Here is a 20611-nt window from a genome sequence, read left to right as displayed (position 1 = left end):
CATGTCCACCATGCGAACAGCAGAGCAAGAAGCCGTGCTGCGTTCCGTGCGCAAGCAAATCGATTTCTGGCAAATCCAGGCCGAAGAACTGGCCGGCATCCCCGAGCCCGTGCCCGTGGTGGCGCCCGTGCGCACGGCCCCTGTGCACCGCTACCGCCACCCCATCACCCAGGCCACCTGGGACGGTGAAGGTGGCCAGCCCGCCTGGCTGCGCGAGGCGCTCACGCGCGAGGGCTACACGGTCGAGGAACTCCGCCTCAAGGACGGCGAAACCAGCGGGGCCTGAGGCACAATCCCCCCGTGCCGGCTCCGTGGTGAAATGGATATCACGGACCCCTCCTAAGGGTCAAGTACAGGTTCGATTCCTGTCGGGGCCGCCACCTCTGATGTCAGGCCCTGGCCCCTGTGGCTTCAAGCCTTGAGCATGCCCTTGGCCTCGATGAAGGCAATCACCTCGCTCAGCCCGGCCTGCGTTTTCAGGTTGGTCATGACGAAGGGGCGCAGGCCCTGGGGCGTTTGCCGCATGCGCCGCGTGTCGGCTTCCATGATGTCCAGGTTGGCGCCGACGTAGGGCGCCAGGTCCGTCTTGTTGATGACGAAGAGGTCGCTCTTGGTGATGCCAGGGCCGCCCTTGCGCGGGATTTTTTCGCCCGCCGCCACATCGATCACGTAGATGGTCAGGTCGGACAACTCCGGGCTGAAGGTGGCCGCGAGGTTGTCGCCGCCCGACTCGATGAAGACGATGTCGGTATCGGGGAACTGGCCCAGCATGCGGTCCACGGCTTCCAGGTTGATGGAGGCGTCTTCGCGGATGGCGGTGTGCGGGCAGCCGCCGGTCTCCACGCCCATGATGCGTTCGGGCGCCAGCGCACCGGCCACGGTCAGCAGGCGCTGGTCTTCCTTGGTGTAGATGTCGTTGGTGACGACGACCAGGTCGTAGGTGTCGCGCAAGGTCTTGCACAGCACCTCGACGAGGGTGGTTTTGCCCGAGCCCACGGGGCCGCCGACGCCCACGCGCAGGGGCGGGAGGTGCTTGGTGCGGCCGGGGATGTTGTGCAGAGTGCTCATGATCGGAACAGGCGTGAGTACTGGGTTTCGTGCTGGGCGCTCAAGATGGCCAGCATGGGCGTGAAGGCCTGGCGCTGCGTGTCGGGCAGGGTCAGGGCGTGGTCGATGGCGTCGGGGATGACGTCGATGAGGCTTTGCAGGATGCGCTGGCCGGCGCTTTGGCCCAGCGGCACGGACTTGATGGCGGCCTGCACCATGTTCTCGGCCCAGCCGAAGGTGAAGCTCAGCAAGGCCTCGCGCAAGGCCGGTTCGCCATCGGCGGTGGCCATGGGTGTGGGCAAGGACTGCGCCACCGCGAGTGCGAAAGCGATGGGCCAGGTGGGCGCGGGGGGCAAGGCTGCGCATTGCGGCAAGCGGTCATCGCCGACATCGGTGCGCGCCAGGCCGCCGCGGTTGCGCAGCCACTCCACCAGGGAGCGTCCCATTTGCTCGGTCTGCAAGCGCAGCTCGCTGGTTTCGCGGGTGTGGCCCACCCAGTCGTTGAGTTCGCGCACACGGGCCAGGTCATGGCGCTGCCAGGCCGGCACGGCGCGGGCCACCACGGCCAGGTCGGCGCGCGCCACGGACAGCATCAGCTGGTCGCGCAGCCAGGCGGCGGCCTGGGCTTCGGTGGTGACGCGGCCACAGTCCACGGCCGCCTCCAGCCCTTCGGAGTAGCTGAAGCCGCCCACGGGCAGGGCGGGCGAGGCCAGCCACATCAGCTGCAGCCGCGCGGCGGGTGTCAGGGGCGTGGGGCGGGGGGTGACGCGGGGCATGGGGGCGGTGGGCGCGCAGGGGCTCAGTGCTTGTGGCTGTGTCCGTCACCATGGTCGTGGCCGCAGCCCGGGCCATGGACGTGTGGTGCGGCCTCGCTTTTGATGGCGATGCCGATGGGCTTGCCGCGGGACACCGGCGCGGTGGCAGGGTCGTGGGCGTGGTCATGCGCATGGCCGTGCCCGTGCCCGCCTGCCGCATACGCCCCACCCTCCGGCTCGAAGGCTTCGGTGGCTTCGCGCACGGTGAGGTGCATGGCGCGCAGCATGTCGGCCAGCACGTGGTCGGGTTCGATTTGCAGGCGGTCGGGGCGCAGTTCGATCTGCACGTGGCGGTTGCCCAGGTGGTAGGCCGCGCGCACGAGGTCAAACGGCGAGCCGTGCTCGGCGCAAGGCGTGATCACCAGCACCGGCTGCGGTGCGGCCAGCACGCGGACCATGTCGCCGGCTTCGGTCACCAGCACGTCGCCGCCACGCACCACCGTGCCGCGGGGCAAGAAGACGCCGAGGTGGCGGCCCTGGCTGTCGGTGGCGTCGAAACGGCTTTTCTGGCGCACGTCCCAGTCGAGTTCGATGGTGGTGGCGCGCTTGAGCAGCACGGGGGCCAGGCCCTGGCCTTGGGGGAGGATTTTGTGGACGGTCAGCATGTGATCGATGTTATGCAATATCTGTGCGCAGGTGGCCGGTCTTGACGAAGAGCGTGCAGCCTGCGGTGCTGAAGGGCCGGTGCTCGCTGAGGTGCGGGCTGAGAAGTGGGTTTGCGGCGCCCAGCGCACCAGGGCCGCATGCGCGGTGCCGTGCGAGGACAGTGGCAAGACCGTGAGCCCCTCGACCAGGCCGGGCCGCCAGAGGGCGGTGCGGGTGTCAAGGACGACCCGCTCGGTGTCGGTCGGTGCCAGGTGGCGCAGCTTGACGAACAACAGGCAGCCGCTGTCCGAGCGCGGCGCGTGGCTGGAGCCCGGTGGGTTCTGGAGGTAGGTGCCGGGGCCGTACACGCCGTGCTCGTCTTGCAAGTGGCCTTCCAGCACCAGGATCTCTTCGCCGAGGTCGTGGTGGTGGCTGGCGAAACTGGCGCCCGGCGCATACGCGACCAGCGACGTCGCGCGGGCCACTTCACCGCCGTCGCGGGCCAGCAGCTTGCGGCGCACGCCGGGCTGGGGCGAGTCCACCCAGGGCATGTCGGCGGTGGACAGCACCACGCGCAAGGAGGTGTCAGCGTTCAATTGCATGGCGTCAGACGAGTTGTTGGGTGGGCGCATGGCGCTGGCGCAGCAGCCGTGCGAACAGCAGTGCCAGCGCGGGGGTGAGCACGGCCGACACCACGAAGGGGCTCAAGGGCCCCAGCCTGGCGATGGCCAGGGCCGCCAGCGACACGCCCACCGACTGCCCCAGGAAGAAGCTCGATGCGAACAGCGACACCGCGGTGCCGCGCACGCTGGGCGCCATCTGGGTCGCGTTGGTCTGCAAGGTGTTGTGCAAGGCGTAGTAGCCCACGCCACTGAGGTAGCAGGCCGGCAAGGTCCAGCCCCAGGTGGGCGCCCACATCAGCGTCAACCACGCCAGGCACAAGGCGCCGCCGCCCAGTTGGGCCAGGCCGACTTCGCCCAGGCGTTGCACGAAGTGCCGCGCGAACAGCACGTAAGACAAACCGCCCACGCCGAAGCAGGCCATCAGGCCCCCGGCGGCCGACAGCGTCAGGCCGAAGCGGTCGTGCACGTGGCTGGGCACGAAGGCCAGGGCTCCGAAGACCAAGGCCCCTTCCGTGAAGACCACCGCGAGGATGGTGCGCGCCCAGGGCGTCTGCCACACGGTTCGGATCTGCCCAAGCATGTCCGTGGGGGGCGCGTCGGGGCCAGCGGCCGCGGTGATCGGCGTCACGGTGTGGCCGCTCCCGGCCAGGCGGCGAGACTGCACCAGCACGCCCACGCCCACCGCGAGGTAGAGCAGCGCCATCGCGCCAAAGGCCCAGCGCCAGCCCAGGGTGTCCGCGAAGATGCCGCCGATGAACTGCCCGCCGACCACGCCAAGCACCTGCCCGATGAGGAAGCGCGCCAGGGTGGATTGCCGCTGCTCGTAGGGCACGGTGTCGCCAATCCAGGCCATGGCCAAGGGAATGATGCCCGCGGCGGTGACCCCGGTGAGCATGCGCGCAGCGATCAGGCCATCCAGGGAGCTGGCCATGGCGGCCAACAGAGACCCCGGCACGCAGGCGAGTGTGCACAGCGCGATCAGGCGGTACTTGCCCAGGCGGTCGCCCAAGGGGCCGAAGATGACCTGCAGGCAGCCGTAGGCCACGGCATAGCCCGACACCGCCCAGGCGACTTCTGCCGCCGAGCCGCCAAAGTGCCGCGCCAGGTCCGGCAGCATGGGGTCGCACAAGCGGGTGGCTGCCGCGCTGGCGAACGCGGCCATGGACAGCCAGGTGATGGCGCGCAGGTGGCTCGCGCTGATCGGGGCGGTGCTGGGGGGTGTCGTGTTCAACGGCGGGCCTGTCGGGGCGCGCCACGGCTGGCAGCGAACGGCTTGGCTGCATCCCTCGCGACGGCGAAGCCGCCATCGTAGCGGCCTGGGCGCGGGGCCGTGGCGCCCGCGCTCAATGTCCTGGGCGGCCGTGGGCTCAGGACGCCCAGGCCACTCAGAACAGGAAGTAGCGCTGCGCCATGGGCAGCTCGTTGGCGGGCTCGCAGGTCAGCAGCAGGCCGTCTGCGCGCACCTGGTAGGTTTGCGCGTCGATCTCCATCTTCGGCAGGTAGGCGTTGTGCACCATGTCGGCCTTTTTCACGGTGCGGCAACCCTTCACGCCGGTCACCGTCTTCTTCAGGCCGTAGGCGGCAGGCAGGCCCGCGGCGATGCCGGCCTGGCTCATGAAGGTCAGCGAGGTGCGCGACAAGGCCCCGCCAAAACTGCCGAACATCGGGCGGTAGTGCACTGGCTGGGGCGTCGGGATGGAGGCGTTGGGGTCGCCCATGGCCGCGGCGGCGATGAAGCCGCCCTTGAGGATGAGGCTGGGCTTGACGCCAAAGAAGGCCGGGCGCCACAGCACCAGGTCGGCCCACTTGCCCACCGCGATGCTGCCGACCTCGTGCGCCACGCCGTGGGCCAGCGCCGGGTTGACCGTGTACTTGGCGATGTAGCGCTTGACGCGGGCGTTGTCGTGGCGGTTCGTGTCCCCGCTCGGGCCAGGCAGGCCGCCGCGCTGCACCTTCATCTTGTGGGCCGTCTGCCAGGTGCGCATGATGACCTCGCCCACGCGGCCCATGGCCTGCGAGTCAGACGAGAACATGCTGATGGCGCCCAGGTCGTGGAGGATGTCCTCGGCGGCGATGGTCTCGCGGCGGATGCGGCTCTCGGCAAACGCCAGGTCTTCCGCGATGGCGGCATCGAGGTGGTGGCACACCATGAGCATGTCGAGGTGCTCGTCGATGGTGTTGACTGTGAAGGGCCGCGTCGGGTTGGTCGAGGACGGCAGCACATTGGGCTCGCCCACCACCTTCATGATGTCCGGTGCGTGGCCACCGCCCGCGCCTTCGGTGTGGAAGCTGTGGATGGTGCGGCCCTTGAACGCCGCCACCGTGTCTTCCACGAAGCCCGATTCGTTGAGCGTGTCGGTGTGGATGGCCACCTGCACGTCGGTCTCTTCGGCCACGCTCAAGCAGGTGTCGATGGCCGCGGGCGTGGTGCCCCAGTCCTCGTGCAGCTTCATGCCGATCACACCGGCCTCGACCTGTTGGCGCAGCGCCTCGGGCCGGGACGCATTGCCCTTGCCCAGCAAACCGATGTTCATGGGGAAGGCCTCGGCGGCCTTGAGCATCAGCGCGATGTTGTCGGGGCCGGGGGTGCAGGTGGTGGCGAACGTGCCGGTGGCCGGGCCGGTGCCGCCGCCGATCATGGTCGTCACACCGCTCATGAGCGCCTCTTCGATCTGCTGCGGGCAGATGAAGTGGATGTGCGTGTCGATGCCGCCGGCCGTGACGATCATGCCTTCGGCCGCGATGATTTCCGTGCCCGGGCCGATGACGATGTCCACGCCGGGTTGCACGTCGGGGTTGCCCGCTTTGCCGATGGCCACGATGCGGCTGGCCTTGATGCCGATGTCGGCCTTGACGATGCCCCAGTGGTCGAGGATGAGGGCGTTGGTCAGCACGCAGTCGCAAGCGTCACCGGGGCCGGGGCCGTTGGGGCGTTGGCCCTGGCCCATGCCGTCGCGGATGGTCTTGCCGCCGCCGAATTTCACTTCTTCGCCGTACCCGCCGGCGCGCAAGGTCAGGTCGTCTTCGACCTCGATGACCAGCTGCGTGTCGGCCAGGCGCAGGCGGTCGCCGGTGGTGGGGCCGAACATCTCGGCATAGGCGCGTCGGGGGATGCTGGCCATCTTGGGAATGTCTTTCAGAGTGCGCCCTGGACCAGGCCACGGAAGCCGCAGACCACGCGGTCGCCGGCGAAATCGACGAGCTCGACGGTGCGTTGCTGGCCGGGCTCGAAGCGCACCGCGGTGCCCGAGGCGATGTTCAGGCGCATGCCGCGCGCGGCGTCGCGGTCAAAGCGCAGGCCAGCGTTGGTTTCGGCGAAGTGGTAGTGGGAGCCGACCTGGATGGGCCGATCGCCCGCGTTCTCGACCACCACGGTGAGCGTGCGCCGCCCCGGGTTGAGGACGATGTCGGGCCCGTCGGTGAACAGCTCGCCGGGCAACATCACTTGCGCCCTTGGAGCCAGACGACCGCGGCCACAGCGATGGCGCCGACAAAGCCGAGCACGTCGGTGCCGTGCCAGTGCGAGGTGCCCGACAGGCTGTGGCCTTCGTGGGCCCATGCGGGCCAGGCGAGCAGGCTGTACAACAACAGGGCGGACAGGGCAAGGGTGCGGTGCTTCATGGTGGTGCGTGGTGGGTTGTCCATGCCATTCATGCAATGGGTTGGTGCACGGTCACCAATTTGGTGCCATCGGGGAAGGTGGCTTCGACTTGGATGTCCGGGATCATCTCGGCGATGCCCTCCATGACGTCGGCGCGGCCCAGCACCGTCTTGCCTTCGCTCATCAGCGCGGCCACGGTCTTGCCGTCGCGGGCGCCTTCCATGATGGCGGCGGTGATCAGCGCCACGGCTTCCGGGTGGTTCAGCTTGAGACCGCGTGCCTTGCGGCGCTCGGCGAGCAGGGCCGCCGTGAAGATCAGCAGCTTGTCTTTTTCGCGGGGGGTGAGGTCCATGGTCGGTGCAAAAGGGTGACGTCATCCCCCATGCAAAAGCCAGACCAGCCCTCAGGCCCGCAAGTCCTCAGACCTTGTCCGGCACGTCGAAAGGCTGAGGGTCGTGGCCCTGGGCGCGCAGCCAGTCGCGCAAGGCCAGGCCTGTGGCCACCGGCCAGTAGCGCGCCCGTGCCGGGTCGATGCGCTTGTGCTCGGCCAGTTCCTCGCCCAGGGTGATCACGCCGGTGGCGGGCACGTGGAATGCCAGGATGAGCTGGTTCTGCCGCTCGAAGCGGTAGTGGCCGATGAAGTGCACGCCGGTGGCGTCGAGGTCGAGCTCCTCCTTGACCTCGCGGGCCACGGCTTCTTCGGGGCTGGGGTCGGCTTTTTCCAGGAAGCCTGTGATGAGGGCGAAGAAGGGCGCCGTCCAAGCCTTGTTGCGCGCCAGGATGAGCGCGCCTTCGTGCTCCACCACCGCCGCCACCACCGGCACCGGGTTGTCCCAGTGGACGAAGCCACAGGCCGCGTCGGGACAGCTGTGGCGCAGCACGTCCAGCGAGCCCGTGTGGGCGCGGGGTGTGAGCGGGCTGGCGCAGTGCGGGCAGAAGGCGTAGTGCGATGGCATGCGGGGCTCCGTGGCTGAGGCTGAGGTTGGGCTCGGTGCATTCTGACGGCAGGCACCTCATGCGCATGGTTCTTGCACGCACACCGATAATGCGGCACCTCCTGAAGGACCGCTGCGATGGGCAAGAACATGAACCGATCCACCTCTGATTTCATCGTGCGGGCGCGCGAACTCGAGCTGCAAGCCATGCAGCACCTCGCGGCGCGCGCCGCCCTGGTCGAGGTCATCGGCAAGCTGGTCCACGCGCTGCAGTGGGAGCGCGGCGCCAGCAGCATCTACCTGGCCTCGGGCGGGCGCAGTTTCGATGCCGAGCGCACCGAGGTCGTGGCCTTGGCCGAGCCGTTGGCGCAGGCGCTGCGCACCGCCTTCGCCGCGCAGCTCGATGCCGGCAGTGCCGCCAGCGCCCAGATGGTGTCCACCATGGGCTGGGTGCTGCTGGACCTCGACAGCCTGGGCCCCTTGCGCGCCGCCATCGCGCAGAAGGCACCGAGCGTGGGCGATGCCATGGGCGGGTTCAGCCGCGTCATCGCCGGCCTCATCGAACTGGTCTTCCAACTGGCCGACGGCGCGACCGACCCGGCCATCTCGCGCCTGCTCGTCACCCTGGTGCACCTGCTGCAGGTCAAGGAAGCGGCGGGCCAGGAGCGCGCGGTGGGGGCCTCCCTGCTGGCCTGCGGCGTGTGCAGCGAGCTGGCGCAGCAGCGCTTCATCCACCTCATCAACGCGCAGGAGCGCGCCGGCGACGTGCTGCTGGACTTCATCGACGCCGACCTGCGCCCGCACTGGGACGACGCCCAGAACAGCCCGAACACCGCCCAGCTGGAGCGCCTGCGCCGCGGCCTGTGCATGGCCAAGGTCGATCAGGTGCTGGACGCCGCGCAAAGCACGGTGTGGTTCGACGTGAGCAGCAAGCGCCTGGCCGACCTCGGTGTGCTGGAAGCCGCCCTGACAGCGCGCCTGCAGGCGAATTGCCAGGCGGCCATCGCTGCAGCCCGGCAAGACCTGGCCGACTCCACTGGCCTGGTGCAGCGCCTGCGCCAGAACCCCTCGCCCCACGCGCAGGCGGCAGACCGCTATTTCAGCGAAGAAGGGCAGCCTGCCTCGGTGCCCGTGCTGGCGACCAAGGGCGATGCCGCACCCGCTGCCGATGCGGGTCAGGCGGTGGCGGCCTCCTCGCGCATCGCCTCCCTGCAGGACCTGCTGCAGCAGCAGACCGACAAGCTCGCCCAGACCGAACAGGAGCTGCGCAAGGCCAAGCAGACCATCCACGACCGCAAGGTCATCGAGCGCGCCAAGGGGGCCTTGATGAGCCGCCTGGGCATGACCGAAGACGCCGCCTACCGCGCCTTGCAAAAGGCCGCGATGGACCACAACAAGCGCCTGCTCGATGTGGCCGAAGCGACCCTCGCGCTCACCGACATCGCCCTGGCGAACACGCAGGCAAGCCCCAGCAACCTCACCCAGCCGGCCTCCGGCACACCATGAGCTTCGACCTCGACATCGGCTTCACCAGCGAGCGCGGACCGCGCACCGGCAACGAAGATTTCGCCCTGGTGCGCCAGCCTGGGCCCGGCGATGCGGCCTGGGGCGTCATCGCGGCGCTGGCCGATGGGGTCTCCACCGGCGGCCTGGGCCTGGAGGCCGCGCAAAGCACGGTGATGAGCCTGGTCGAGGACTGGTACGCCACGCCCGCCACCTGGGACCCGACCGTGGCCCTGGACCGCGTGATCCAGGCGCACAACGGCTGGCTGGTGGACCACAACCGCCGCCGCCTGGCCCTGGAAGGCCGCATGGCCCCCACGGGCACCTGCACCCTGACGGCCGTGGTGCTGCGCGCCCATGGCTTCACCCTGGCCCATGTGGGCGACAGCCGCGCCTACCTGATCCGCGATGGCGAGTGCACCCAGCTCACCCAGGACCACGTGATGGGGCGCACCGAGTTCCAGAACGGCCTGACCCGCGCCGTGGGCCTGGACGACGCCCTGCGCGTGGATTACCTCGATGGTGACCTGCGCATCGGCGACACCCTCGTGTTGACCAGCGATGGCGTGCACGGCTACATCAAGTCGGCCACGCTGCACGCGCTGGCAAGCAGCGGTTCGGCCCAGGAGGCCAGCCGAGCCCTGGTGGACAAGGCCCTGGCCTCGGGCGGGCGCGACAACACGACGGCGGTGGTGCTGCGCGTCCAGGGCCTGGACGTGGCCAGCCTGGCCGACATGAGCCGCCGTGGCCACCAGTTGCCCGTGCCGCCCCGCCTGAAGGAAGGCGATGTCATCGACCAGTACCAGGTCGAGCAATCGGTGTTCAGCAACGGCGTGCACCGCGTCTATCGCGTGCGCAGCCTGGCGCATGGCACGGCGCATGCCCTCAAGACGCTGCACGAGTCCCGCGCCAGCGACGCGCAGGAGCGCGAGATGCTGGCCCACGAGGCCTGGCTGGCCGCGCGCGTCTCCGAGCGCAACGCCGAGGGCTTCTTGCACGTCACCGAGCCGGTCAACCCCACCGCTTTCTACACCTTGTCTGATTGGCTGGAGGGCGAGTCCCTGGCCAGCATGCTCGACCGCCAAGCCAGCTTCCCCGTGCCCGAGGTGGTGGCCGCCGCGAGCAGCCTGGCGCGCACGCTGGGGCGCCTGCACCAGCACGGCGTCGTGCACCGCGACATCAAGCCCGACAACCTGCACCGCGGCGCCGATGGGCAGTGGCGCATCCTGGACCTGGGCGTGGCGTTGTCGGGCAAGGAGCCCGAATCGCTGCGCGTGCTGCACGCTGGCACGCCGAGCTACATGAACCCGGAGCAGTGGTCGGACGACCCGGCGCTGGCCCAGGCCACGCCGCAGTCCGACCTGTTCGCGCTCGGCGTGACGCTGTACGTGTGGCTGACCGGGCGTCTGCCGTATGGCGAGATCGAGCCCTACCAGCTCAGCCGCTACCGGCGCGACCCCGTGCCGCCCTCGCGCCTGCGCCCCGACGTGCCCATCTGGCTGGACCACATCGTGCTCAAGGCCGTGGCCCGCGAGGCCAAGGCCCGCTTCGAGACGGCCGAAGAGCTCCGCCTGGCCCTGGAGCGCGGCGCCTCGCGCCCGCTGACGCCCGCCCGGGCATCGTCGCTGCTGGAGCGCGACCCCGCCGCGGTCTGGAAGATCGCCTTCGGCGTGGCCATGCTGTTCAACCTGCTGCTGGTGTACTGGCTGGTGTTCCTGCCAAAGCGCTGATTCACGCCGCCAGCGCTGTGGCTGCCTGCGGACCGAAGGCCAGCGTGTCGCGCTGCGCCGCCACCGAGGCGCCACTGCGGATCAGCTCGAAGTAGGCGCTGCCATCGTGGATGTCGCCATACAGGCAGGCGCCCACCAAGGCCCCGTTTTTCAGCACCAGCTTTTTGTAGATGCCACGCACCGGGTCGCGCAGCACGATGGCCTCGGTGCCATCCGCGCCCATGAAGTCGCCAGCCGAGAACAGGTCGATGCCGGTCACCTTCAGCTTGGTGCTGACCTGGCTGCCCACGTAGCGGCCAATGCCGAAGTCGGCCAGGTGGTTGGCGCAGACCGCGGCCTGCTCGTACAGCGGCGCCACCAGGCCGTAGGCCATGCCGCGGTGGTTGGCGCACTCGCCCACGGCGTAGATGCGCGGGTCGGTCAGGGTCTGCAGGGTGTCGCTGACCAGCACGCCCCGGTTGCACTGCAGGCCGATGGCCGTGGCCAGGCGCACGTCGGGGCGCACGCCGGCAGCCATCACCACCAGGTCGGCCGGGATCTCGGTGCCGTCTTTGAGCTGCACGGCGCGCACGCGGCCTTCGGCGTCGGCCAGGCAGGCGGCGGTGTGGGCGCTCAAGGCGAAACGCAGGCCGCGTGCACCGAGCTCCGCCTGCAGCAGCCCGGCGGACTCGCGGTCGAGTTGCCGCTCCAGCAACCAGTCACCCAGGTGAACCACGGTCACGGCCATGCCGCGCAGGGCCAGGCCATTGGCCGCCTCCAGGCCCAGCAGCCCCCCGCCAATCACCACCGCGTGACGGTGCGTGCGCGCCGCCTCGATCATGGCGTTCGTGTCAGCGATGTCGCGGTAGGTGACCACGCCTTGCAGGTCATGGCCCGGCACCGGCAGCACGAAGGGCTGCGAGCCGGTGGCCAGCAGCAGCCGGTCGTACGGGGCCTGCGTGCCATCGGCCGCGGTGACGATGCGCTGGCGCCGGTTCACCGCCGTCACGGGCTTGCCCATGTGCAGGGTGATGCCGTGGGCCGCGTACCAATCCACCGGGTTGAGGACGATGTCGTCCACCGTTTGCTCACCGGCCAGCACCGGCGACAGCATGATGCGGTTGTAGTTGGGGTGGGGCTCCGCGCCAAAAACGGTGATGTCGTACAGATCGGGCGCGATCTTCAGCAGTTCCTCGACCGTGCGGATGCCCGCCATGCCGTTGCCGATGACGACCAGTTGCTTGCGGGGTGGGGTGGACATGGCGGGCTCTTTCTTCGGTGCATGCATGGGCGCACTCATTCGCACATTCAGCGGCGAGGTTTGCCGGCCTGGCGGAAGGTCGCGGCGCTGCTGCCCGGCGTGCCGGCAGTGCGGGCGCGGCCACCCTTCTCAGCCCAGGTGCGGGTCCAGCGGATCTGCATGACGCGCATCATCACCAGGGACAGCACCGCCGCGACGGCCATGCCGATGAAGCCCCACATGAAGGTGCCCGCATGGGTCTTGGAATAGCCCATCGCATTGGGCACCACGCCACCCGCCAGCGCACCCAGTTCGCCGATCATGGAGCCCGCCACGGCCGTGGCCAATGGCCAGCGCAGGGGCACCAGTTGGAACAAGGCGCCGTTGCCTGCGCCGAGTGCAGCAAAACACACCATCAACAGCAAGGTGGTCAGGGCCAGCGAGTCGCCCGACATGCCCACGGCCACCAGGCACACGGCCGCCACCGAGATCACGGCCGTCAGCGTGTTGACGCCGCCCCAGCGGTCCGAGATCCAGCCCCCGAGCACGCGCACCGCAGCGCCCATGAACGCGGCCAGCATCGTCAATTGGCCCGCTTGCACCTTGCTCACGTTGAACTGCTCGTAGTAGTAGCTGGGCAGGAAGGAAGTCAGGCCGATGAAGCCGCCGAACGTGATCGCGTAGATGCCGCTGAAGGCCCAGCCGTCTTTCTCGAACAGGCAGGCAATGTGTTCACGGAAGGTGCCGTGTTCGTCGCGGTCAGGAGGCTCCTGGCCGAACACCACCATCACGACCATCGGGATCAGGATGGCAATGGCAGCGAAACCATAGACCGTCTGCCAGCCGTAGGCTTGCGCCAGGGGCGGCGCCACCAGCACCGACACCGCCGTGCCGACGTTGCCCGCGCCCACCAGGCCCATGGCCAGGCCTTTGTAGCGCGGCGGGAAGGAGCCCGAACCCAGCGACAAGGCCACGCCGAAACTGGCCCCGGCGATGCCCAGCAACACGCCCATGGCCAGGAGGTTGTCGAAGCTGTCCACGAAGAAATAGCCGTACAGCATGGCGACCAGGATCAGGCCCATCTCCACCAGCGTGGCGTTCTTGCGTCCGACGTACTGAGCCAGGATGCCCAGCGGGAAGCGCATCAGTGCGCCCGCAAAAATGGGCACCGACAACATCAGCGCCTTCTCGGACTGGCTGAGCTTCAGGTCCTCGACGATGAAGGGCGCCATGCCGCCATTGAGCACCCAGATGCCGCATGAAAACATGAAGTACAGGAACGATGAGAACAAGGTCGGGGCGTGCCCTGAGCGCAGGAAGGTTTTGAAGTCAGACATGGGTGCCTCAGCGAGGGTTTGGTGAGTGGGGCTCAGAGGGCCTCGATGGCCATGGGGGTCTCGCGGATCAGTTTGCGCAGCGCCGGCACGCAGGAGCCGCAGTTGGTGCCGCATTTCAGCGCACCTTGCAGTTGGCCCAGGCGCTCGCCTTCCGTGCCGCTGCATTGGGGCAGGAAGGCCATGATTTGCGGCTCGCTCACGTTGAAGCAGGTGCAGACCTGCTTGCCACGCGAAACCACATCGCCAGGTGGCTGGGCGCTGGGTGACAGCAGCCGCGTGCCCAGCGCCTGCACAGGCTGGCGTTCCTGCAGCAGGGGGCGCACCCAGGCTTGCGACGCCACCTGGCCGACCATCAGGAAGGCTTGCAGGCGTTCGCCCTCGCCCTCGCCCTCGCCGGTGCCAGCCACCCGCATGGCGCGGTGCTGGTGCCGGGCGGCGTCGTCGTAGCGCAAGGTGTCGCTGGCCTGCACGCCGAACCAGCCTTCCAGTTGGGCGATGAGGGGGGCGATGCGTTCGGCCTCGGGCGCCTTCGCGCTGGCCATGCGCAGCAGCACGCCGACTTGGCGGTCTGCACTGCCGTCATCACCCGAACCCTCGTCACCAAAAGGCACACAGCTGAAGAAGGCAAAGTCGCGCGCCAGGGCGGCCACGGCCTCGCGCACCACCAGGGCCTTGCCGGCGGGCAGCCAGGCCATGGCCACCAGCTGCCAGGGCAGCGCCACCGGCTCGATGGCCACGGCGGCGTGCTTGAGCTCGGGCTGCTTGGAGGTGGGGCAGAAGGCCGGCTGGGTCAGGGCGTTGACGCCTTGCAGGCGCTCGCCACCGGCGTCGCGTCCGCTGAGGAATTCGCTGCCCCAGTGCATGGCGATGTGGACCTGGCCGGGCATCTGCGCACCCGATGTGAGCGCAGGGATCAGCACCTCGCCACGGCGCGAGCGCACGCGCACCAGGTCGCCGTCTGTCAGGCCCAGGCGCTGCATGTCGTCGGGGTGGACGTCCACCGCCGGTTCGCTGACGTGGCCGAACAGGCGGCCCAGCGTGCCGGTGCGGCTCATGCCGTGCCACTGGTCGCGCAGGCGGCCGGTGTTCAGGCTGAAGGGGTACTCGGCATCGGCGGCTTCCTTCGGGGGCACGAAGGCCACCGCGGCGAACTTGGCGCGGCCATCGGCCGTGGGGAAGCGGCCATCGGCGTAGAGGCGCTGTTGGCCATGACTGCCGCCGCCTTCGGGCAGCGGCCATTGCTGCGGGCCGGCGGTGTCCAGCAGGGCGTAGCTCAGGCCGGTGATGTCGAGGTCGCGGCCGCGGGTGCTCTCGCGGTGTTCCAGCCAGACCGATTCCGGCGCGGCATAGGGGAACAGCGTGCCCACGCCGGGGCGGTAAGCCGCCACGCGCTCGGGCAGCAGGGCTTCCAGGCGGCGACCCAGTTCGGTGAAGATGGCCCAGTCGTGGCGCGCTTCGCCTGCGGGTGGCACAGCGGGGCGCACGCGGCTGATGCGGCGTTCGCTGTTGGTGACAGTGCCGTCCTTCTCGCCCCAGGTGGTGGCGGGCAGCAGCAGGTCGGCGTAGTCGCAGGTGGCGGTCGTGGCGAAGGCCTCTTGCACCACCACGAACTCGGCGCGTTCCAGCGCGCGGCGCACGGTGGCCTGGTCGGGCATGGACTGCGCCGGGTTGGTGCACGCGATCCACAGCGCCTTGAGCTCACCGCGCGCGGCGGCCTCGAACATCTCCACGGCGGTCAGGCCGGGTTGCGCGGGCACCTCGGGCACGCCCCACAGGGCCGCCACTTCTTCGCGGTGCTGGGCATTGCCCAGGTCGCGGTGGGCGCTCAGCAGGTTGGCCATGCCGCCCACCTCGCGCCCGCCCATGGCATTGGGCTGGCCCGTCAGGGAGAACGGCCCGGCACCGGGCTTTCCGATCTGGCCGGTGGCCAGGTGCAGGTTGATGAGGGCGGCGTTCTTGTCGGTGCCGCGGCTGCTCTGGTTCAGGCCCTGGCAGTACAGCGACAGCGTCGGCGTGTGCCCGCCCATCCAGCGGGCGGCCTGCAGCAGGTCGGCCACAGGGATGCCGCAGGTCTCGGCCACGGCGGCGGGCGTGTGCGCGGCCACCACGGCCTGCAGGGCCTCGAAGCCCTGGGTGTGGCGGGCGATGTAGCCGTGGTCCACCAGGTTCTCGGCCAGCATGATGTGCAACAGGCCGTGGAACAGGGCCACGTCGCTGCCCGGGCGGATGGGCAGGTAGAGGTCGGCCATGTCGGCCGTTTCGGTGCGGCGCGGGTCGGCCACGATCAGCTTCTGGCTGGGGCGGGCGGCGCGCGCGTCTTCGATGCGGCGGAACAGGATGGGGTGGGCCCAGGCCGTGTTGGCACCGACGATGAAGAGCGTCTCGGCGTGGTCGAAATCTTCGTAGCAGGCGGGTGGGGCGTCGCTGCCCAGCGTGGCCTTGTAGCCGGCCACCGCGCTGCTCATGCACAGGCGCGAGTTGGTGTCCAGGTTGTTGGTGCCCACCAGCCCTTTGACCAGCTTGTTGAGCACGTAATAGTCTTCGGTGAGCAGCTGGCCCGAGCCGTAAAAGCCCACGGCCTGCGGCCCGTGCCGGCGGATGACGTCGGCGAAGCGCTCGGCCGCCATCGCCATGGCCGCGTCCCACGCGATGGGCTGTGCCTCGCCGCCCCGCTGCGCGCGGTGCAGGGGGCGCAGCAGCCGGGTTTGCTGCGTCACGCTGGCCGCGGCCGTCAGGTGCAGGGTGCTGCCCTTGGTGCACAGGCGGCCGAAGTTGGCCGGGTGCTCGGGGTCGCCCTGCACGCTGACGATCTGCCCGCCCACCGACCCGATGAGCACACCGCAGCCCGTGCCGCAGTACGGGCAGGTGGAACGGGTCTGCTGAGAGACCGGGTGGATGGGGATGCTCATGCCAGCGACACCCAGACCTGGCCCTCGCGCACCTCGACGGGGTGGGCCTGCACCGACCACTCGGGGTTCTCGATGCACGCGCCCGTGGCCAGCACGAAGTGGTGTTTGTAGAGCGGCGAGGCCACGACGACCTGTTCGCCCAGGTTGCCGATCAGCCCGCGCGACAGCACGCTGGCGCCGTTCTTGGGGTCGATGTTGTCGATGGCGAAGAAGCTGTCCGCGCCAGTCCCGGCTCCCACGCGGAAGACCGCCACATGGCGGCCCGCCACCCGGGCGCACACGCCGGTGTTGGGGAGGATGTCATTGGCAGGGCAGATGGGAGTCATGGTGCTCATGGCGTGTCTCGGTCGGTGAGGCTCAGGCGTGGGGTTCAGGCGTCGAGTGCACTGGTCGAAGCCAGGTCGCGCTCTTCGGCGAAGGCGGGCCGGATCTGGCCGCGCTCTTTCACGAACACCACGGTCTCATCGACCTGCTCGCTGTTGACGAAGCTGCGGAAGCGCTTGCGCACCTCGGGGTCCGTCACGGCCGTCTTCCACTCGCACTGGTAGGTATCGACAACGTGCTGCATCTGGGCTTCCAGCTCGGCGTTGAGCCCCAAGCTGTCGTTCAGGATCACGTCCTGCAGGTAGGCCAGGCCGCCTTCGAGGTTGTCGCGCCAGGTGCTGGTGCGCTGCAGGCGGTCGGCGGTGCGCACGTAGAACATCAGCACGCGGTCGATCAGGCGCACCAGCTCTTCCTGGCCCAGGTCGGAGGCGAACAGCTCGGCGTGGCGGGGCTTCATGCCGCCGTTGCCGCACACATAGAGGTTCCAGCCCTTCTCGGTGGCGATGATGCCGATGTCCTTGCCCTGGGCTTCGGCGCATTCGCGGGTGCAGCCTGACACACCGAACTTGATCTTGTGCGGCGCGCGCAGGCCCTTGTAGCGGTTCTCCAGCGCGATGGCCAGGCCCACGCTGTCGCCCACGCCATAGCGGCACCAGGTCGAGCCCACGCAGGACTTCACCGTGCGCAGGGACTTGCCATAGGCATGGCCCGACTCGAAGCCCGCAGCGATCAGCTCTTCCCAGATGAAGGGCAACTGCTCCACGCGCGCACCGAACAGGTCCACGCGCTGGCCGCCCGTCACCTTGGTGTAGAGGCCGTACTTCTTGGCGACCTGGCCCACGGCGATCAGGCCATCGGGCGTGACCTCGCCACCGGCCATGCGCGGCACCACCGAGTAAGTGCCGTCTTTCTGGATGTTGCCCAGGTAGTAGTCGTTGCTGTCTTGCAGGCTGGCGAGGTCTTTCTTGAGCACGAACTCGTTCCACACCGAGGCCAGGATGCTGGCGGCGGTGGGCTTGCAGACGTCGCAACCCAGGCCCTTGCCGTGCTTGGCCAGCAGCTCGTCGAAGCTCTTGACCTGGCCCACGCGCACCAGGTGGTAGAGCTCCTGGCGCGAGTAGGCGAAGTGCTCGCACAGGTGGTTGTTGACGGCCATGCCGCGCTTGGCCATCTCGGCCTTCATCACCTGGGTCACCAGGGGCACGCAGCCGCCGCAGGTGGCGCCGGCCTTGGTGCAGGCCTTCATCTCACCGATGGTGCACACGCCGTTGCCCACCGCCGCACCGATCTGCCCCTTGCTCACGTTGTTGCACGAGCAGATCTGGGCGCTGTCGGGCAAGGCTTCCACGCCCAGGCCGGGCTTGGCCTTGCCATCGCTGCTGGGCAGGATCAGGAATTCGGGTTCCGCCGGCAAAGTGATGCCATTGAGCGCCATCTGCAGCAGCGTGCCGTACTCGTCGGCATTGCCCACCAGCACGGCGCCCAGCAGTTGCTTGCCATCGGCGCTGACCACGATCTTCTTGTAGATCTGCTTGACCTCATCGACATACTGGAAGCTGCGGCAGCCTGCCGTCTTGCCCTGGGCGTCGCCGATGCTGGCCACATCCACGCCCATCAGCTTGAGCTTGGTGCTCATGTCGGCGCCGGCGAACGTGGCCTGCGTGTCGCCAGCGATGTGTTTGGCCGCCACGCGGGCCATGTCGTAGCCAGGGGCCACCAGGCCGAAGGTCTGGTCGTTCCAGGCCGCGCATTCGCCGATCGCATAGACCTTGTGGTCGCTGGTGCGGCAATGGCTGTCGATGGCGATGCCACCGCGCGCGCCCACGGCCAACAGGCTCTGGCGGGCCAGTTCGTCGCGCGGGCGGATGCCGGCGGAGAACACGATCATGTCGGTTTCCAGGTGGCTGCCATCGGCGAACACCATGCGGTGGCGGGCCTCGCGGCCATCGACGATCTCGACCGTGTTGCGCCCGGTGTGCACGTGCAGGCCCATCGCCTCGATCTTGCTGCGCAGCACGCGACCGCCGCCTTCGTCCACCTGCACGGCCATCAGGCGCGGGGCGAACTCGACCACGTGGGTGTCCAGGCCCATGTCGCGCAAGGCCTTGGCACATTCCAGGCCCAGCAGGCCACCGCCGACCACGACGCCGCTCTTGGCGCGCGCGCCGCACTCGGTCATGGCCTCCAGGTCTTCGATGGTGCGATAGACGAAGCAGTCTTTGCGGTCGCGGCCGGGCACGGGCGGCACGAAGGGGTTGGAGCCGGTGGCCAGCACCAGCTTGTCATAGGTGAAGGCCTCGCCGTCAACGGTGGTGACGGTGTTGGTGCGGCGCTCGATGTGCGCGGCGCGGGCGGCCAGGCGCAGGCTGAAGCCGGTGCGCTCGAAGAAGCCGGGCTCGACCACGGAGAGGTCCTCGGCCGATTTGCCGGAGAAGAATTCAGAGAGGTGAACGCGGTCGTAAGCGGGGCGGGGCTCTTCGCACAGGACCGTGACCTCGGCGCCTTGCAGGCTGCCGGGCGCCAGTTCGGCGAGGCTTTCCAGAAACTTGTGGCCCACCATACCGTGGCCGATGACGACGATTTTCATGTTCACTCCTATCTCGCGTGGCGGGCTGCAGGAGGTGCAGCGGCCAGCGCAAACCAACGAATCCAATGCGGTGCGGATCGCATGCCGTGCAGGCGGCATGCCCAGTCCACCTTCGTTAGCGGAGCGATGCAGACATCTGTGTGAGCTTCTTTGCTTCTTCCCTGGAACAGCAGGTTCTGTGCCAAGCCGATCTGGCCCGTGGGCGGCTGGTTTGACCGGGGATGCGGCCCAGGCACCGCGGCGTACGCCCTGATGGGGTGCGTGTTTGCACCGTTCTGGTGCAATCGCGGAGATTGGCGCTCGGCGCGTCGAGCTTGGCGCTGCGCGTGTCGAGCTTGGAGCTCGGTGCGCCGAGCTCGGAGCTCCGCGCACCGAGACATTTGCTCGGCACGCCGAGCTCTGAGCTTCGCGCACGGCGTTCAGAGCTCCGCACGCCGAGCTCCGGGCTCGGCCGCCGGAGTGGGTGGGCTCCGTGCGCCGAGTTCAGAGCTCCGTGCGCCGAGCTTTGAGCTCCGCGCCCCGAGCTCAAAGCTCGGCGTGCAAGGCTTTTGGCTTTGCGCGCAAGGCTTTTCGCCTTGTGCGCAAGGTTCGGAGCTTCGCGTGCCGAGGCTCCGCCTCCGCCTCAGCCCAGCGGAAAGCCCTTGACCAGCGCCCGCTGCAAGCGGGTGGACGTGGCCGCCAGCGTGGCCTGGTGCACCGGGAGCAGCGCGGCCCAACGGGCCTCGAAGTCGGCGCCGCATTGCGCGAGCATGGTGCGCGTGGCCGCGCTCATGACCTCGTTGCCGCCTTCGTCCGACTCCACCGAGGCGAGTGCGCCGTCGAAGGCGCGGCTCAGGCGCTGGCGGATCTCGCGGCTGCGCGCCGTGTCGGCCTGCACATTGGCCACCAGCACGCCGTCCTCGCTCAGGGCGGCGCGGCAGTCTTCGTAAAAGCGGCGGCTGCTCAGGGCCGGGGGCAGGCCCGCGCCATCGAAGCCGTCCACCAGGATCACGTCGAAGCGGGGGGGCGGTGCGGCTTGAGCAAGCGCCCGCACGTGCGCCCGGATGAAAAGCGCCCCGTCGTCGCACACCGTGTGCAGCCGTTCGCTGTCCGGCGGGATGAGGAAATCGCCGCGCAGGTCGATCACCGCCTGGCTGATCTCCACCACCGTGAACGCGGCGTGGGGCAGGTGGCGGTGCAGGTACTTGAGCATGGAGCCCCCGCCCAGGCCGATCATCAGCACGCGGCGCGGCGCGGGGTGCAGCAGCAGGCAGCCCATCATGGCGCGGGTGTAGTCCAGCAGCAGCTCGTCGGGGGCGTCCAGGCGCATGCTGCTCTGGATGAGCGAGGAGGTGAAGCTCAGCGACAGCGTCTGGCTGTTGGTGTGCAGGCGGGGGGCGTCTTCCATTCAGGCTTC

General features: G+C 69.1%; 17 protein-coding genes, 1 tRNA gene and 1 pseudogene. 4 read left to right on the top strand and 15 right to left on the bottom strand.

Annotated elements, in window-relative coordinates; translation table 11 throughout:
* The first annotated feature begins 1 nt into the window (after nt 1).
* Nucleotides 2–286 carry an H-NS family nucleoid-associated regulatory protein gene (locus EV672_RS08435; RefSeq protein ID WP_133608159.1) on the top strand — a complete coding sequence of 95 codons (285 nt, stop codon included), beginning with the start codon at nt 2–4 and terminating at the stop codon, nt 284–286.
* A gap of 19 nt (nt 287–305) precedes the next feature.
* Nucleotides 306–380 (top strand) — tRNA-Arg (locus EV672_RS08430).
* Between the two features lie 31 nt (nt 381–411).
* On the opposite strand, the gene ureG is transcribed toward EV672_RS08430, so the two are convergent.
* The 9 genes from ureG to EV672_RS08380 all read right to left on the bottom strand — a co-directional run bounded on the left by ureG (nt 412) and on the right by EV672_RS08380 (nt 7627).
* Nucleotides 412–1068 carry an urease accessory protein UreG gene (gene ureG / locus EV672_RS08425; protein WP_133608157.1) on the bottom strand — a complete coding sequence of 219 codons (657 nt, stop codon included), beginning with the start codon at nt 1066–1068 and terminating at the stop codon, nt 412–414.
* A complete protein-coding gene (locus tag EV672_RS08420) occupies nt 1065–1823 on the bottom strand; it encodes an urease accessory protein UreF (protein WP_133608155.1) in 759 nt (252 codons plus the stop codon). The genes ureG and EV672_RS08420 overlap by 4 nt, the downstream gene beginning before the upstream one ends.
* 23 nt (nt 1824–1846) lie before the next feature.
* Nucleotides 1847–3049: an urease accessory protein UreE gene (gene ureE / locus EV672_RS19415; RefSeq protein ID WP_481725587.1), complete on the bottom strand. Its 1203-nt coding sequence runs from the start codon at nt 3047–3049 to the stop codon at nt 1847–1849.
* A gap of 4 nt (nt 3050–3053) precedes the next feature.
* The gene (locus tag EV672_RS08405) at nt 3054–4232 is read right to left on the bottom strand and encodes an MFS transporter (RefSeq protein WP_133608247.1); all 1179 of its coding nucleotides are present in this window, start codon (nt 4230–4232) and stop codon (nt 3054–3056) included.
* 223 nt (nt 4233–4455) lie between these two features.
* The gene (gene ureC / locus EV672_RS08400) at nt 4456–6192 is read right to left on the bottom strand and encodes an urease subunit alpha (protein ID WP_133608152.1); all 1737 of its coding nucleotides are present in this window, start codon (nt 6190–6192) and stop codon (nt 4456–4458) included.
* Between the two features lie 14 nt (nt 6193–6206).
* The gene (locus EV672_RS08395; protein ID WP_133608150.1) at nt 6207–6512 is read right to left on the bottom strand and encodes an urease subunit beta; all 306 of its coding nucleotides are present in this window, start codon (nt 6510–6512) and stop codon (nt 6207–6209) included.
* Nucleotides 6512–6715, bottom strand: a complete 204-nt coding sequence (locus tag EV672_RS08390; protein WP_133608148.1) for a hypothetical protein — start codon at nt 6713–6715, stop codon at nt 6512–6514. Before EV672_RS08390 ends, EV672_RS08395 begins: the two co-directional genes overlap by 1 nt.
* Before the next feature lie 5 nt (nt 6716–6720).
* The gene (locus tag EV672_RS08385) at nt 6721–7023 is read right to left on the bottom strand and encodes an urease subunit gamma (RefSeq protein WP_133608146.1); all 303 of its coding nucleotides are present in this window, start codon (nt 7021–7023) and stop codon (nt 6721–6723) included.
* A 67-nt stretch (nt 7024–7090) separates the two neighbouring features.
* A complete protein-coding gene (locus tag EV672_RS08380) occupies nt 7091–7627 on the bottom strand; it encodes an NUDIX domain-containing protein (protein ID WP_133608144.1) in 537 nt (178 codons plus the stop codon).
* 129 nt (nt 7628–7756) lie between these two features.
* Between EV672_RS08380 and EV672_RS08375 the strand changes: the two genes are divergently transcribed.
* The gene (locus tag EV672_RS08375; RefSeq protein WP_133608142.1) at nt 7757–9112 is read left to right on the top strand and encodes a nitrate- and nitrite sensing domain-containing protein; all 1356 of its coding nucleotides are present in this window, start codon (nt 7757–7759) and stop codon (nt 9110–9112) included.
* Nucleotides 9109–10839 carry a bifunctional protein-serine/threonine kinase/phosphatase gene (locus EV672_RS08370; protein ID WP_133608140.1) on the top strand — a complete coding sequence of 577 codons (1731 nt, stop codon included), beginning with the start codon at nt 9109–9111 and terminating at the stop codon, nt 10837–10839. The genes EV672_RS08375 and EV672_RS08370 overlap by 4 nt, the downstream gene beginning before the upstream one ends.
* 31 nt (nt 10840–10870) lie before the next feature.
* Here the strand turns inward: EV672_RS08370 and EV672_RS08365 are convergent.
* From EV672_RS08365 to EV672_RS08340, 6 genes and pseudogenes are all read right to left on the bottom strand, one after another.
* Nucleotides 10871–12106: pseudogene (locus EV672_RS08365) on the bottom strand (NAD(P)/FAD-dependent oxidoreductase); the annotation flags it as partial.
* Nucleotides 12107–12126: 20 nt separating this feature from the next.
* The gene (locus EV672_RS08360) at nt 12127–13395 is read right to left on the bottom strand and encodes an MFS transporter (RefSeq protein WP_133608136.1); all 1269 of its coding nucleotides are present in this window, start codon (nt 13393–13395) and stop codon (nt 12127–12129) included.
* Between the two features lie 32 nt (nt 13396–13427).
* Nucleotides 13428–16304, bottom strand: coding sequence for a nitrate reductase (locus EV672_RS08355; RefSeq protein ID WP_133608134.1), 2877 nt, complete (start codon nt 16302–16304; stop codon nt 13428–13430).
* Nucleotides 16301–16639: a nitrite reductase small subunit NirD gene (gene nirD / locus EV672_RS08350; RefSeq protein WP_133608132.1), complete on the bottom strand. Its 339-nt coding sequence runs from the start codon at nt 16637–16639 to the stop codon at nt 16301–16303. Before nirD ends, EV672_RS08355 begins: the two co-directional genes overlap by 4 nt.
* A 35-nt stretch (nt 16640–16674) precedes the next feature.
* Nucleotides 16675–19215 (bottom strand): nitrite reductase large subunit NirB, encoded by a 2541-nt coding sequence (gene nirB / locus EV672_RS08345; protein WP_133608130.1) that lies wholly within the window; start codon nt 19213–19215, stop codon nt 16675–16677.
* Between the two features lie 622 nt (nt 19216–19837).
* Entirely contained in the window at nt 19838–20602 is a 765-nt protein-coding gene (locus tag EV672_RS08340) for a spermine/spermidine synthase domain-containing protein (protein ID WP_133608128.1), read from the bottom strand.
* Nucleotides 20603–20611 lie beyond the last annotated feature (9 nt).

Source organism: Aquabacterium commune (genome assembly GCF_004362855.1).
In the GTDB taxonomy this organism is placed as follows: domain Bacteria; phylum Pseudomonadota; class Gammaproteobacteria; order Burkholderiales; family Burkholderiaceae_C; genus Aquabacterium; species Aquabacterium commune.
This window is presented reverse-complemented; position numbering and strand designations above follow the sequence as displayed.